Source organism: Curtobacterium sp. MCLR17_031 (genome assembly GCF_003234775.2).
Lineage (GTDB): Bacteria > Actinomycetota > Actinomycetes > Actinomycetales > Microbacteriaceae > Curtobacterium > Curtobacterium flaccumfaciens.
The window spans coordinates 2,750,854-2,763,207 of record NZ_CP126270.1 but is presented as its reverse complement, the minus strand read 5'-3'; the positions used below and the strand labels follow the sequence as shown (position 1 = coordinate 2,763,207).

The following is a 12,354-nucleotide window of genomic DNA, read 5'->3' as shown; positions in this document are numbered from 1 at the left end:
TCGGCGGCCTGCGGCATCCTGGTCGCATGGACGGCGAGCAGCTGCACGACATCGCGAGCCGCACGGCACTGGGGCTACCGGCGGCCGTCGAGACCCAGCCGTTCGGCGAGGGCTCGGTGGTTTACAAGGTCGTCGGCAAGATGTTCGTGATGGTGACCGAGGTGCGTGGGACCCCGATCGTGAACCTCAAGTGCGCGCCGCCGCACGGAGCCGCGCTGGTGCGGGACCACGACGAGATCACGCCCGGGTGGCACATGAACAAGCGGCACTGGATCACGCTGACGCCGGGAGACGGCATCGACGAGACCCTGGTCGAGGACCTCGTGGCGAACGCCTACGACCTGGTCGTGGCCGGGCTGCCCGTGGCGAAGCGTCCGATCGACCCCTCGCGCGGCGTGCTGCCGAGCTGATCGGTTCGACTGGCTCCACGGGCTCAGGCTCGCGCGGCGACCTTCGACAGGTCGTGGACGACCTTCGGTGCCAGCCGTTCCCCCGACTCGAGCACGGCCCGTGCACGATCGGGCGCCAGGTCGCCGAAGATCTCGCCGATGGTCACCCCGTGCTCCGGCCGGTGGGTGACCTCGATGGGGTCACCCGCGGCGACCGAACCGGACTTGACCACGCGGAAGTACGCCCCCGGCCGCCCCTCGTCGGCGAACCGCTTGACCCACCCGTCGATCCCCATGCGCCGGGCGAAGGTGCCGCAGGGTGTGCGGGGGACCGTCACCTCGAGCACGAGGGTGTCGCCGATCCGCCAGCGTTCCCCGGTCACGGCCCCGGTGACGTCGATGCCGCTGGTGCGGAGGTTCTCGCCGAACAGGCCGGGCGGGACCTCGCGCTCGAGCAGGTCGGCGAAGTACGCGGCGTCCTCGTCGGCGTAGGCGTACACGGCCTGGTCCACACCGCCGTGGTACTTGCGGTTCGCCTGCACGTCGGCGCGCAGCCCGAGCGGCCGGACCCGGACGCTGCCGGTGACCGGACGCTTGTCGATGGCGGTGACGCCGATGATGCCGGAGTCGGGCAGCAGGCGGTCGACGCGGCAGACGGCGGTGACGAGCGACATGGAGCAACTCTGGCGCACACACGCCCCCGCACCAAGCGGGGCCCCACGCGCGGCCCCACGGATCGGGATGAATGACCCAAGCGGTCGCCGGAGCGCCGGTCCTACGGTGAAGGGGCTTCGGTCTCCCGCCGAACGGGAGGCAGCGGCCAGTCCGCGTCACATGTGGAGCAGAAACTCACGGAGGTTCACGATGGCGTTCGTCACCACGAGCGATGGTGCAGAGATCTTCTACAAGGACTGGGGGCCGCGCGACGCGCAGCCGATCGTCTTCCACCACGGATGGCCCCTGTCGTCGGACGACTGGGACGCGCAGATGCTGTTCTTCCTGGGCAAGGGCTACCGGGTGATCGCGCACGACCGCCGCGGGCACGGGCGTTCGTCGCAGATCGGCACCGGTCACGACATGGACCACTACGCCAGCGATACGGATGCGGTCGTGCAGCACCTCGACCTGCAGAACGCGGTCCACATCGGGCACTCCACCGGTGGTGGCCAGGTCGCTCGGTACGTCGCGCAGTACGGCGAGCCCCAGGGCCGCGTCGCCAAGGCCGTCCTGGTCTCGTCGGTGCCCCCGATCATGCTGCAGAGCGACACCAACCCGGAGGGCACGCCGATCTCGGTGCTCGACGGGTTCCGGAGCGCCCTCGCCGCGAACCGCGCCGAGTTCTTCCAGGCCGTCGCCGAGGGCCCGTTCTACGGCTTCAACCGACCCGGCGTGGAGGTCTCCGCCCCGGTGGTCGCGAACTGGTGGCGACAGGGCATGACGGGCAGCGCCCTGGCCCACTACGAGGGCATCAAGGCGTTCTCCGAGACGGACCAGACCGAGGACCTCAAGGCGATCTCCGTCCCGGTCCTCGTCACGCAGGGCGACGACGACCAGGTCGTGCCGTACAAGGCGGCCTCGATCAAGCAGGCCGAGCTGCTCAGCAACGCCACGCTCAAGATCTACGAGGGGTACCCGCACGGCATGCTGACGACCCACGCGGACGTCATCAACCCCGACCTGCTCGCCTTCATCCAGCAGTAGGGCAAGCGGACACGCACGACGTCAGGGGCGCAGACCGGAACCGTCCGGGTGCGCCCCTGACGTCGTGTGTGACGAATCGGGTGCGACGCACGTCCCATCGGTGACCACACCACGAGGAGCCGACGTGACCCGCACCGCTGCTGTCCCCAGGAACGCCCCCGCACACGTGCTCGCCATGGCGCGTGTCCGCTCGCTCGCCGCCCGGCCGGCCGGACCGTTCAAGGTCGTGCCGGCACGCTGGCGCACCCAGCCGTTCACCATCCACCACCGGTAGAAGGAACGCGTGCACCACCAGTCCCTCGCCGAGCTCGACGACGCGGTCCTCGCCGGCCGGTCGTCCGACGGCGACGTCCGGGCCTTCGAGGTCCTGATCCGTCGCCACACCCCGCTGCTCCGCGCCTACGCCCGTCGGACCCTCGGTTCCACCGACGAACTCGACGACGTCGTGCAGGAGACCTTCATCACCGCGTGGGACCGCCTCGACTCCCTCGAGGACCTCGCACGCGTGAAGTCGTGGTTGATGCGCATCCTGAGCAGGAAGTGCCTCGACCGGATCCGCGCGCGGCGCGTCCACGACGACGTCACCGAGCTCGAGGTCGCCGCGCCGGCCGACGACGCACCCGACCGGGTCGCCGAGGCGCGCTCGCGCGAGGACGCGGTCGAACGTGCGCTGGCCGAACTGCCCGAAGCCCAACGACGGTGCTGGATCATGAAGGAGGTGCTCGAGTACCGGTACGACGAGATCGCCGCCGAACTCGACCTGCCACCCTCGACGGTCCGGGGACTGCTGTCCCGAGCGAGGAAGAACATGATCCGACTCATGGAGGGATGGCGATGACCGACCACGACGGCATCCGGCCGGACCTGCCCGACAGCCCGGAAGCACTCGACGCCCTCGAACCCGGTGACCTCGACGGCCACTCGATCGACGAGCTCGCCGACTACCTCGACGCCGGCATGCAGCCGGCGGACCCGAGCATCGACGACTCGCCCGCCTGCCAGAACGCCCTGGCCGCGATCATCCGCGTCCGCCACGCGTCGCTCCGCTCGCTCGAGGCGGCCGCGCGCGACGAGGCCCCGGCCGACGAGTCCTGGATCAGCGGCGTCCTGGCGAACATCTCGATCGAGTCCCGCTCCGGTCGCGACGTCCCGCTCCGCCCCCTGTCCGAGACCGAGCGCCCCGTGATGACCGAGGGCGCCATCCGGTCCCTCATCCGCCGCACCGGTGACGAGGTCCCCGGGGTCCTGGTGGCCCGCTGCCACCTCGACGGTGACGTCACCGAACTCGCGTCGCCGATCCGGGTGGTCGTCGAGATCGCGATCGCGTCCGGTCCGTCGATCCCCGCGACCGCCGAGCTGGTCCGCGCCGCCGTGGCCGGCGCCCTGGCCGAGCAGACCGACCTGTTCGTCGAGGCGATCGACGTCGTCGTCCGTGACCTGCTGCCGGACCCCGAGCCCGGCACCGACGAAACAGGCACCGACGAGCCCGGCACCGACCCGGAGGAGGCCCGATGAGCACCACCGACGAGACCCTCGCCGCGATCGAGGCCGCCGTCCTCGAGGTCCCCGGGGTCACCGACCTGTACCGCTCCCGCCCGACGGTCGCGAGCGCCGTGCAGGCGGTCCGCAGCATCGCCACGAGCACCGGACCGCTCCGGATCGTCGTCGACGACGACGCCCTGCGCGTCGTCATCGGCACCGACGGCTTCCGCCCGGCCCCCGAGGTCGCCCGCGCCGTCCACGACGTCGCCCTGGCGACCGCCGCAGCACACGGCCTGGCGCTCAGCCGCGTCGACGTGCGCGTCGCGCGGGTGGGCTGACCGCGACCACACACCGGACGGGAGGCCCGTGGCGACACCGCCACGGGCCTCCCGTCCGCCGTGGGCGCAGCTGACCCCGCCCGACGCGACCCGACGCCGCCTCCGGTACCGAAGGAGACCCTCGCAGGACCACGTGCAGCGCGCCGGCAGTCCGTAGCGTGCTCGTGAGGGAGCGGCAGCAGTTCCGCACCGATCGTCGTCGCACCGACCGGAGGAATCATGGAGACCGACGCCGCCGTGGTCCCGTCACGTCGCGTCCGCGTGTACGGACGGCCGTTCGACGCGGACTCCTACGCCCTGCGGGACTTCCTGTCGCGCTCCGTGGTGCAGTTCGACTGGTTCCCGGTCGACGTCGGTGGGGCGGTACCCGACGACCAGGTCGCGGCCGCCGACCGGGTCGATCCGTCGCGGCTCCCGCTCGTGGTGTTCCCCGACAGCACGGAACTGGTCGCACCGACCCTGCGCGAGGTCGCCGACCGGCTCGGGTGGATCCACGCACCGCGCCGCCAGGAGTACGACCTGTCGATCTACGGTGCCGGACCCGCCGGGCTGTCCGCGGCCGTGTACGCCGCCTCCGAAGGGCTCGACGTCGTCCTGCTCGAGCGGGACGCCGTGGGCGGGCAGGCCGGTTCGAGCAGCCTCATCGAGAACTACCTGGGGTTCCCCGAGGGGATCGCCGGAGCGGACCTCGCCGAGCGTGCCCGTGAACAAGCGGTCCGGTTCGGCGCCGAACTCCTCGTGATGCGCGAGGGGGTGCGCGGGGTCTTCCACGACGGCCGCATCCACGCCGACCTCGCCGACGGCGGCCACGTCGTCGCCCGCGCGAACATCTGCGCGACCGGTGTCGAGTGGCGTCGGCTCGGGCTGCAGCGCGAGCAGGAGCTGCTCGGCTGCGGTGTCTACTACGGTGCCGGGACGAGCGAGGCGGACGGCTGCGCCGGCGAACAGGTCTTCGTGGTCGGCGGGGCGAACTCGGCGGGCCAGGCGGCGATGAACCTGTCCCGCTCCGCGGCGCACATCACGATGCTCGTCCGGGGAGCGTCACTGTCGGCCACGATGTCGGAGTACCTGAGCGCCAGGATCGCGGCCACACCGAACGTGACGGTCCGGACGGGCTGCCAGGTCTCGGCGCTGCACGGCGACACCCGACTCGAGTCGATCGAGGTCACTGACGGCGACGGCGCCGCGGTGTCGCTGCCGGCCACGCGGTTGTTCATCTGCATCGGCGGACGACCGGACACGAGCTGGGCCGAACAGACGCCCATGGTCCGCGACCGCCTCGGGTACCTGGTCACCGGCCCGGACCTGGACGCCGTCGACGGCTCACTCGACCAGTGGCCGCTCGAGCGGCGTCCGTTCTGGCTCGAGACGAACGTGCCGGGGTCCTTCGCAGCCGGGGACGTCCGCGCCGGGTCCGTCAAGCGCGTCGCCGCAGCGGTCGGCGAGGGCGCCATGGCCGTGACCTTCGTCCACCGCCACCTGGCGACGAGCGACTGACCGAGGAGTCCCGTGATGCCCGACGAACCCGACACGACACTGCCGACCGCCGCGGAGTCGATCACGTCCCTGGACCGGCCGACCGCCTTCTTCAACGCCCTGATGACCGAGCACTTCGTCCTCGAGAGTGCGCGGAGCATCACGGTCAGCGAGTCGAGCAGTCGCTCCTCGCTGTACCTCACCACGCTCTCCAGCTCGCTCGTCGCCTTCGGGTTCCTCGCGCACACGCCCTTCGCGCTCGGGTTCCTCGGCGCGATCATCCCGGTGATCGTCCTGCTCGGCGCGTTCACCTACGAACGCCTCGTCGAGACCTCGCTCGAGGACGTCGCGGCGCTCGCCGCGATGCAACGGATCCGTCGCTACTACGGTCGGCTGCTGCCCGAGGCCGACACGTACTTCCCGATGCCCCGCGGGCGGCACGCGGCGAACGAGCTGCTCGACATCGGCCGGGCCCCGTCGTGGTACCGGCTGCTGTTCACGATGTCGTCCGCGATCGCGGTGGTGAACTCGATCGTCGCCGGCGCCGGGGTCGCCATCCTGGTCGACCAGCTCGGCGTCGACGACCCGGGTTCGATCGCGTGGGGCGTCGGATCGGCGGTGGTGCTGGCCGTGGCACACCTGTCGTACCAGGTCCGGTCGCACACCACGATGCACGAGGTGATTGCTCGGTCGGAAGCGCTCGACACCGACCGCAGGCTGCCCTGACCGGTCGCGGACGGCCGCGACCGGCCGCGACCGGTGTCAGCGTCGCTCGGCCAGCTGCTCCGACCAGTCGCGGGGGAGCCGGTCGGCCGGACCCGGCACCGACTGGGTCGTCGGGTGCGCCTGCGGGTCGGCGAGGCGGGGTCCGTCCACGAAGTCCTGCGCGACGAAGTCCCAGAACCATCCCTCGCCCGGCTCGAACGACTGCATGACCTCGTGCCCGGTGACCGCGAAGTGCGCGGTGGCGTGCCGGTTCAGGGAGTCGTCGCAGCAGCCGACGTGCCCGCAGGCGGCGCACCGACGCAGGTGCACCCACCACGAGCCCGTCGCGTCGCACTCCACGCACCCCGTGCCGGACGGGGGGACGGACGGGGAGACCATGGTCGCGCGTGCACTCATGGTCCAACCGTGCGCCGCGGACCCACCGGAGCGCTTGAGTCAAACGGCGCTGGTACCGCGCGGGCGGACTTCCTACGGTCGAACCGAGGCCGGACGAGGAGTGCGTGGTGCGGGAGACGACGGATGACAGGACCACGTCCTTGACGACCCTCGCCACGTGGGCGCGGCAGGTCGTCGACGATCCTCGGCACCGACGACCGGCCGTCCACGTCCCGGTCGCCGTCGCTGACCTCGGTCGGCACGGCACCCTGGGGCTCGGAGCGCTCACCGGCACCGGCACCGGCGCCGCCGATGGCCTGGTCGTGTTCGACCGCCGGTGCTTCCGGATGCTGCTGGACGGCGCCGCAGCGGTCGCGGACGCGGACGACCCGGTCGCGTTCGCGGTCGTCTCGACGTTCTCGCCCGACCTGGTGGTGACGGTCACGTCGGTCGCCTCCGTGGCCGACCTGGAGGCCCGGATCGCCGCCGTCCTGCCGCCGCGCGACTTCGCGGTGGCCGTCTCGGTCGACGGCGTCTTCGACGAGGTCCGGACCGAGGACAGCACGACCGGGACGACGGTGCACCGCGCGGTGGCGGGTCGTCTCGTCGGCTTCCGGACGCCGGGCCCGGGCGGGGTCCGTGCCGACCTGCACCTCGGGTTCCTCGACGTCACCCGCACCCGCGCCGGCGCGCTCGCCGGGTTCGCGGGGTTCTCCGGGCGGATCGAGCTCGGCTTCTCCACCGCGCCGCACCTGGCGGTTCGTGCGCTCGGTGCCGGGTTCGACGGGGGACCGGTGTGATCCGGTGCGACCCGGTGTGACCGGGTGCGGCCCGCCCGGAGGTCAGCCGGAGCGGTGCTGCCGGAACCGCTCCGCGAGCTCCCGGCGGGATGCCACGCCCCACTTCGTGTAGACGTGCCGGACGTGGCTCGTCACCGTGTGGGTCGAGATGAACAGGTCGGACGCGATCTGCTGCGTCGTCAGGCCGGCTGCGACCCGTTCGACGACCTGGGCCTCGCGGGCGGTGAGCCCCGGGCGTCCCGAGGCGCCCGACGCAGCGGTGTCGGCCGTGGCCGCCCGGAGGGTCACGCCGACGCCCCGCAGGTGCCGCCGCGACCGTTCGGCCTCGCGCAGGGCACCCGCACTGTCGAACAGCGTGGTCGCCTCGCGCCACACCTCGACGGCCGCGGGCACGGAGCGCCGTCGCAGGGCGCTCCCGAGGTCTTCGAGCGCCGCGGCGAGCACGAGCCGGCGGTCGACCCGGCGCAGCCGCTCCACCGCTGCGCCGAGGTGCTCCACGGAGTCGTGGACGAGTCCGTGCACGTGCAGCCAGGTCCCGGCGCACAGGTCGTTGTCCGGGTTCGCCGTGGCCCGGAGCCGTGCCACTCGTTCGATCCGCTCGAGCCGGTCCCGTCGGGCCCCACGGATCGCGATGCGTGCGAGGTGGACGTCGTCGGCGAAGTCGGCCGGGCTCGACATCGACGCGATCGGTTCCTCCAGGCTCCGCCACGCCACCTCGCTGCGGTCGACGGCGGCCCGGACATCGCCGTGTGCGTCCGCTTCGAGCGCCAGCAGCCACGAGCCGGAGCGTGCGAAGGCCGGATCGGCGTGCAGGGCCTCGGCGAAGTGCCGCGTCTGGTCGGCTGCTGAGCGGTCGCCCTGCAGCAGCGCCGTGCGGAAGAGGACCGTCCCGGCCGTGAGCGCCGCGAACTGACCGAGCTCCAGGTCCTCGGCCAGGTCGAGGACCGACTCGGCCGACGTCTTGGCGTCCTCCAGACGGCCCTGGTCGAAGAGCACCCGCGTGCGCAGCATCATCCAGGCGGCAGTCGGGCGGGCCAGGTGGTTGCGACGGGTCTCGATGGCGTTCGCCTCGGCGATGCGTCCGGCTCGGTCGGTCTCGCCGAGTGCACCCGCGAGGAACGCCCCCCAGAGTCCCTCGGGCAACCAGCTGCTCGACGAGCCCCCGGTGGCAGCGATCCGGCTCATCGCCGACGTGATCGCCTGCGTCGCGTCCGCGAACCGGCCCTCGTTGAAGGCGAGCACGGACGCGCTGGCCTCGAAGGTGGCGACGGCGACCGGGTCCGCGTCACCGTCGACCGTCGCCCGGGCCTCCCGCAGCGCGGTCGCGAGGTCCGCGTGCCGCCCGGCCTGGGCGAGGTTCAGCGCGCGGACGGCGAGCAGACGGGACCGCACACCGGCGCTCACTCCGGGCAGGGCCAGTGCGGACTCGACCGTCCGCAGCGCTTCCGGCGTCGAGCCCTCGGTCTGCAGCCGCGCCAGGGTGAGGTGCAGGCGTGCGTCGTCCTCCGGAGCGAGGCGGCCCTGCAGGTCGTCGAGCAGCGCGCGGGCCTCGGCCGTCCGACCGCTGTGCCAGAGCAGCGGCAGGACGTCGACGACGATGCCGGGCAACGCCGGGGTGCCGTGCGCGACGTCGGCGGCGCGGAGGGCGAGCGCGCCCGCCTCGGTGGGATCCGTGCTCGCGAGGTCGATCGCCACCGTGCGCAGGACCTCGGCGGCGCGGACGTCCCCGCGCTGTGCCACCGTGGCGATGCGTGCGGCGATCGAGACCGGTGGGACACCCTGCCGCAGGAGTTCGTCCACCGCTTGCCGGAGCAGGTCGTCGCGGACGGCTGCGGGGATCATCGACTCCGCCGCCTCGCGGAGGACGTCGTGGCGGAACGACAGGTCCGTCCCGTCGTCGACGAGCACCCCCGCCTCGATCGCCTCCTGCAGCCCGGGGAGCAGTCGCTGCACCGGCTGGTCGAGCATCGCCGACAACGACCGCACCGAGAACGAGCGTCCCAGGGTCGCTCCGACCTGCACGAGCTGCTGCGTGGGCTTCGACAGGCGTCGGAGGCCCTCGCGGATCGACGCACCGAACCTCGCCGGCAGCGCGGCGCCCGGCATCGTGGCGACGCCGTCCACGATCGCCAACAGGCCCTCGTCCACGAGCCCGCGCACGAGTTCGGCGACGAGGATCGGGATGTGCTCCGTCCGTCGGGCAACACGCAGGACCGAGCTGTCGGGCGTCGCGCCGACCAGGTCGGCGATCATCGCGGCCGTGGCCTGTTCGTCCAGCGGGTCGAGGTCGACGATCCGTCCCGTCGCGGCGAGCTCGTCGACGGTCGCCGTCACCGGCGGGTCCTGGTGCTCGGTCCGGACCGCGACGACCCAGAGCACGGGGACGTCGGCGAGCCGACGAGACAGCGATCGGAGCACCGCCAGGGTCGTCGTGTCGCACCACTGCAGATCGTCGATGACGACCACGACGCCGTCCGACGCCGCGGCCCGCTCCAGGTCGTCCTGGAGCTGCTGGAGGAGCCAGTACCGCGCCTCCGGGTCCAGCGTCACCGCGCTGAGCCGGACGCGGTCGGAGATCGGCCGGGGCCCGGCGCCGAGCGCGTCCATGATCGGTGCGAGCGGGATCAGGCGTGCGTCGCGGTCCGTGCGACCGACGGCCACGCGGAGGCCGGCCACGGTCGCCTGGTCGACGACGTCCTCGAGCAGACGCGACTTGCCGACCCCCGCTGCTCCGCGGACGACGAGCACGTCACCAGCACCCCGTGCCAGACCGGCCAGGGCATCGGCGGCGACGGCCTGCTCGATGCTCCGGCCGCGGATCGGCAGCCCGCTCCGGGGCACGGCGGACACCGGCACGGAGACCTCGTCTCCGCGGGGGAGCAACTCCTCGTCCGTCAACACGGCGGCCACCAGTCCTCGTCGGTGGCTGGAGTCTACGAACGTACCGCGGGCTCGCGACGGGCCCTGCCGTTACCCCGGCGACGAGTTCCGATGACGTTCCAGGATCGTCCGCCCGGGGTGTCGCGGGTGGTGGCCGGGGCATCCGGGGCCCGCGGGGCGGGCGGCCGGCGAGGGTGTCCCTGACAGGGTCACGTCCGGGCGTCGTCCGTTCCGTCGTCTCCCAGTCGCAGGAGTGCATCCCGGAGTCCGGCCCGTGTCGTCACGCCGAGCTTCGGGAACAGCCGGTACAGGTGCCCGCTCACGGTGCGCGGCGAGAGGTACAGCTGCCCGGCGATCTGCTTGTTGGTCAGCCCGGCCGCGGCGAGGGACGCCACACGGCGTTCCTGTTCGCTCAGGTCGACCGCCTCCAGCGCCGTCGGCACCGGACGGGCGGCACCGGCTGCGCGCAGCTCGCGTTCCGCGCGGGCCTGCCAGTCACCGGCACCGAGCACCTCGAAGGCACGCGCCGCCATCCGGAACTGGCCCCGGGCCTCCAGGGCGTGCATCCCACGACGCAACCACTCGCCGTAGGCCAGGCGGACGCGGGCCGCCTCGAACGGCGAGACGTCGCCGTCGACGCTGGCCAGCGCGTCCTCGAAGAGCGCGCGGGCACCGTGCGTCTCGTCGACGACCGCTCGGCAGGCGAGCAGCACCAGGGAGCGGCGCGGGGTCGGCTGGTCGGCGAACGCCCGTTCTGCCCGGGCCACCAGCGCGGCACCGTGGTCGGCCAGGCGGAGCCGCGCAGCCGACTCCACCGCGTCGAGCAGCTCGATCGGTCCGTAGCTGCTCTCGAGCCACCGCCCAGCCCTGCCCGGTCCCGTCGCCGAGCGGCTGTAGGCCTCCTCGAACCGTCCCGTCGCGACGTCGAGCGCGGAGCGGGCGTGCTCCGCAGCCCGGGCGACCAGCGGCGTGCCGTGCTGCGCCGCCCACCGTGCTGCGCGGTCGGCCTTCCGCGCCGCCTGCTCCGGCTCGCCCTGTACCGACAGCACCAGTGCCTGCAGCGCCTCGGTCAGCGCGACGAGCGTCCCGGCCTGCCAGCGCTCGGCCGCTCGGTGGACGTGGTCGAACGCCGCCCGCGCCGCGTCGAGCCGCCCCGCCTGGTAGTGCGTCACGGCGGCACGGCACGAGCTGAAGTAGCCGAGGAGCCCGGCGTCGCCCGCTCGTCGGAGCGCGGCCTCCACGTGGTCCCGGCGCGGATCCGTCGAGTCGAGCAGCGTCCACGCGATGTGCAGTGCCACGGCCTTCCACGGTTGCGTGTCGGCAGCGGATGCGGGCACCTCGCGGTACAGCGCGGCACGCTCGTGCTCGGTCCGGCCGGAGCCGTCCACGCAGTCCTCGACGAGCCGCAGCACCGGGTCGAGGTCGAGGTCGACGGTCAGCGCCAGCGCCTCGTCCCACCAGGAGTCGTGCCCGCCCAGGTAGCAGAGCACGTGCAGCGTCGCGACCAGGACGTCGTCGGCGCCCGCCCGGTCGGACTCCCCGAGCGCGGCCAGGACGCTCCGCCTGCCGGCGTGCACGTCACCGGACCGGACCGCCCGGACGAACTCGACCGCCGCCACCAGCGACGGATGCGGTCGTGTGCCCCGGCGGACGGCCCGTTCGGCCTCGGTGTCGACGAGACCGAAGTCCCCGGTGAAGGCCGCCGTGACCGTGACGGAGACGTCGGCCGACGGCAGCAGGGTGCCCGATCCGGCCAGGCCCCGGCCCTCGCGCACCGCGACCACCACGACCGTCCCGAGGTCCCGCGCCAGTGCGGCGAGCAGGTCGTGCAGCACGGATCTGGCGTCCTCGTCGAGCGCGTCGAAGTCCTCGACGAGCACGACGCTGCGGGTGGGCCCCGCTGTCCCGGCGTCGTGCGCCCGGACGAGCGCGAGCCACGGGGCCAACGACGCGGCCTCGATGACGGGGTCACCGCCCACCGCACGCCACCGGACGACCGTGTGGCCGTCTCCCCGGGCGGCGTCCGTGATGTCCGCGAGCGCCCGTGCCCGGGCGGACGCGTCCGGTCCGGTGACGACCACGAAAGGATCGGTGCCGCCGGACGGCGAGCGCAGCGCCCGCCCGGTGCCGTCGTCGTGCGCCGGTCGTGCGTCCGAGATACTGATCGTCATCGTCGCTCCTGGATCG

Annotated in this window: 13 protein-coding genes; 9 read left to right on the top strand and 4 right to left on the bottom strand. The window is 73.0% G+C overall.

Translation table 11 applies throughout. The annotated features are described in order from the left end of the window. Window positions 1-26 precede the first annotated feature (26 nt). On the top strand, window positions 27-410 hold the full coding sequence (locus DEI96_RS13100) for an MmcQ/YjbR family DNA-binding protein (RefSeq protein ID WP_111022173.1): 384 nt from the start codon (window positions 27-29) through the stop codon (window positions 408-410). A gap of 23 nt (window positions 411-433) precedes the next feature. Here DEI96_RS13100 and DEI96_RS13095 read toward each other — a convergent pair whose 3' ends face one another. Then, entirely contained in the window at window positions 434-1,063 is a 630-nt protein-coding gene (locus tag DEI96_RS13095) for an MOSC domain-containing protein (protein WP_209082207.1), read from the bottom strand. Window positions 1,064-1,253: 190 nt separating this feature from the next. On the opposite strand from DEI96_RS13095, the gene DEI96_RS13090 reads away from it, so the two are divergent. From DEI96_RS13090 to DEI96_RS13060, 7 genes are all read left to right on the top strand, one after another. Then, window positions 1,254-2,090, top strand: coding sequence for an alpha/beta fold hydrolase (locus tag DEI96_RS13090; protein ID WP_111022175.1), 837 nt, complete (start codon window positions 1,254-1,256; stop codon window positions 2,088-2,090). Between the two features lie 124 nt (window positions 2,091-2,214). Next, window positions 2,215-2,364 carry a hypothetical protein gene (locus DEI96_RS13085; RefSeq protein WP_163342694.1) on the top strand — a complete coding sequence of 50 codons (150 nt, stop codon included), beginning with the start codon at window positions 2,215-2,217 and terminating at the stop codon, window positions 2,362-2,364. A 9-nt stretch (window positions 2,365-2,373) separates the two neighbouring features. Then, on the top strand, window positions 2,374-2,928 hold the full coding sequence (locus DEI96_RS13080; protein ID WP_027466268.1) for an RNA polymerase sigma factor: 555 nt from the start codon (window positions 2,374-2,376) through the stop codon (window positions 2,926-2,928). Then, on the top strand, window positions 2,925-3,605 hold the full coding sequence (locus DEI96_RS13075) for an Asp23/Gls24 family envelope stress response protein (protein ID WP_146246835.1): 681 nt from the start codon (window positions 2,925-2,927) through the stop codon (window positions 3,603-3,605). The genes DEI96_RS13080 and DEI96_RS13075 overlap by 4 nt, the downstream gene beginning before the upstream one ends. After that, complete coding sequence (locus DEI96_RS13070) at window positions 3,602-3,910, top strand: hypothetical protein (RefSeq protein WP_110863466.1); 309 nt, start codon at window positions 3,602-3,604, stop codon at window positions 3,908-3,910. The genes DEI96_RS13075 and DEI96_RS13070 overlap by 4 nt, the downstream gene beginning before the upstream one ends. Window positions 3,911-4,129: 219 nt before the next feature. After that, complete coding sequence (locus DEI96_RS13065) at window positions 4,130-5,407, top strand: NAD(P)/FAD-dependent oxidoreductase (protein WP_111022177.1); 1,278 nt, start codon at window positions 4,130-4,132, stop codon at window positions 5,405-5,407. A gap of 15 nt (window positions 5,408-5,422) precedes the next feature. After that, a complete protein-coding gene (locus tag DEI96_RS13060; protein ID WP_110863464.1) occupies window positions 5,423-6,112 on the top strand; it encodes a hypothetical protein in 690 nt (229 codons plus the stop codon). A gap of 36 nt (window positions 6,113-6,148) precedes the next feature. Here DEI96_RS13060 and DEI96_RS13055 read toward each other — a convergent pair whose 3' ends face one another. Further along, the gene (locus DEI96_RS13055) at window positions 6,149-6,508 is read right to left on the bottom strand and encodes a UBP-type zinc finger domain-containing protein (protein ID WP_111022178.1); all 360 of its coding nucleotides are present in this window, start codon (window positions 6,506-6,508) and stop codon (window positions 6,149-6,151) included. 140 nt (window positions 6,509-6,648) lie between these two features. Here DEI96_RS13055 and DEI96_RS13050 point away from each other — a divergent pair, with 140 nt between their 5' ends. Further along, entirely contained in the window at window positions 6,649-7,287 is a 639-nt protein-coding gene (locus tag DEI96_RS13050) for an acetolactate decarboxylase (RefSeq protein ID WP_181440423.1), read from the top strand. Between the two features lie 42 nt (window positions 7,288-7,329). Here DEI96_RS13050 and DEI96_RS13045 read toward each other — a convergent pair whose 3' ends face one another. Both DEI96_RS13045 and DEI96_RS13040 read right to left on the bottom strand, forming a co-directional pair. Continuing rightward, window positions 7,330-10,197, bottom strand: coding sequence for an ATP-binding protein (locus tag DEI96_RS13045; protein ID WP_111022180.1), 2,868 nt, complete (start codon window positions 10,195-10,197; stop codon window positions 7,330-7,332). 179 nt (window positions 10,198-10,376) lie between these two features. Beyond that, a complete protein-coding gene (locus DEI96_RS13040) occupies window positions 10,377-12,338 on the bottom strand; it encodes a LuxR family transcriptional regulator (protein ID WP_181440424.1) in 1,962 nt (653 codons plus the stop codon). Window positions 12,339-12,354: the final 16 nt, after the last annotated feature.

Bases quoted from the DNA above. Each gene is read 5' to 3' on its own strand.
- DEI96_RS13070 (WP_110863466.1), top strand. From the start codon at position 3,602: ATGAGCACCACCGACGAGACCCTCGCCGCGATCGAGGCCGCCGTCCTC.
- DEI96_RS13040 (WP_181440424.1), bottom strand. From the start codon at position 12,338: ATGACGATCAGTATCTCGGACGCACGACCGGCGCACGACGACGGCACC.
- DEI96_RS13065 (WP_111022177.1), top strand. From the start codon at position 4,130: ATGGAGACCGACGCCGCCGTGGTCCCGTCACGTCGCGTCCGCGTGTAC.
- DEI96_RS13095 (WP_209082207.1), bottom strand. From the start codon at position 1,063: ATGTCGCTCGTCACCGCCGTCTGCCGCGTCGACCGCCTGCTGCCCGAC.
- DEI96_RS13060 (WP_110863464.1), top strand. From the start codon at position 5,423: ATGCCCGACGAACCCGACACGACACTGCCGACCGCCGCGGAGTCGATC.
- DEI96_RS13090 (WP_111022175.1), top strand. From the start codon at position 1,254: ATGGCGTTCGTCACCACGAGCGATGGTGCAGAGATCTTCTACAAGGAC.
- DEI96_RS13055 (WP_111022178.1), bottom strand. From the start codon at position 6,508: ATGAGTGCACGCGCGACCATGGTCTCCCCGTCCGTCCCCCCGTCCGGC.
- DEI96_RS13100 (WP_111022173.1), top strand. From the start codon at position 27: ATGGACGGCGAGCAGCTGCACGACATCGCGAGCCGCACGGCACTGGGG.
- DEI96_RS13075 (WP_146246835.1), top strand. From the start codon at position 2,925: ATGACCGACCACGACGGCATCCGGCCGGACCTGCCCGACAGCCCGGAA.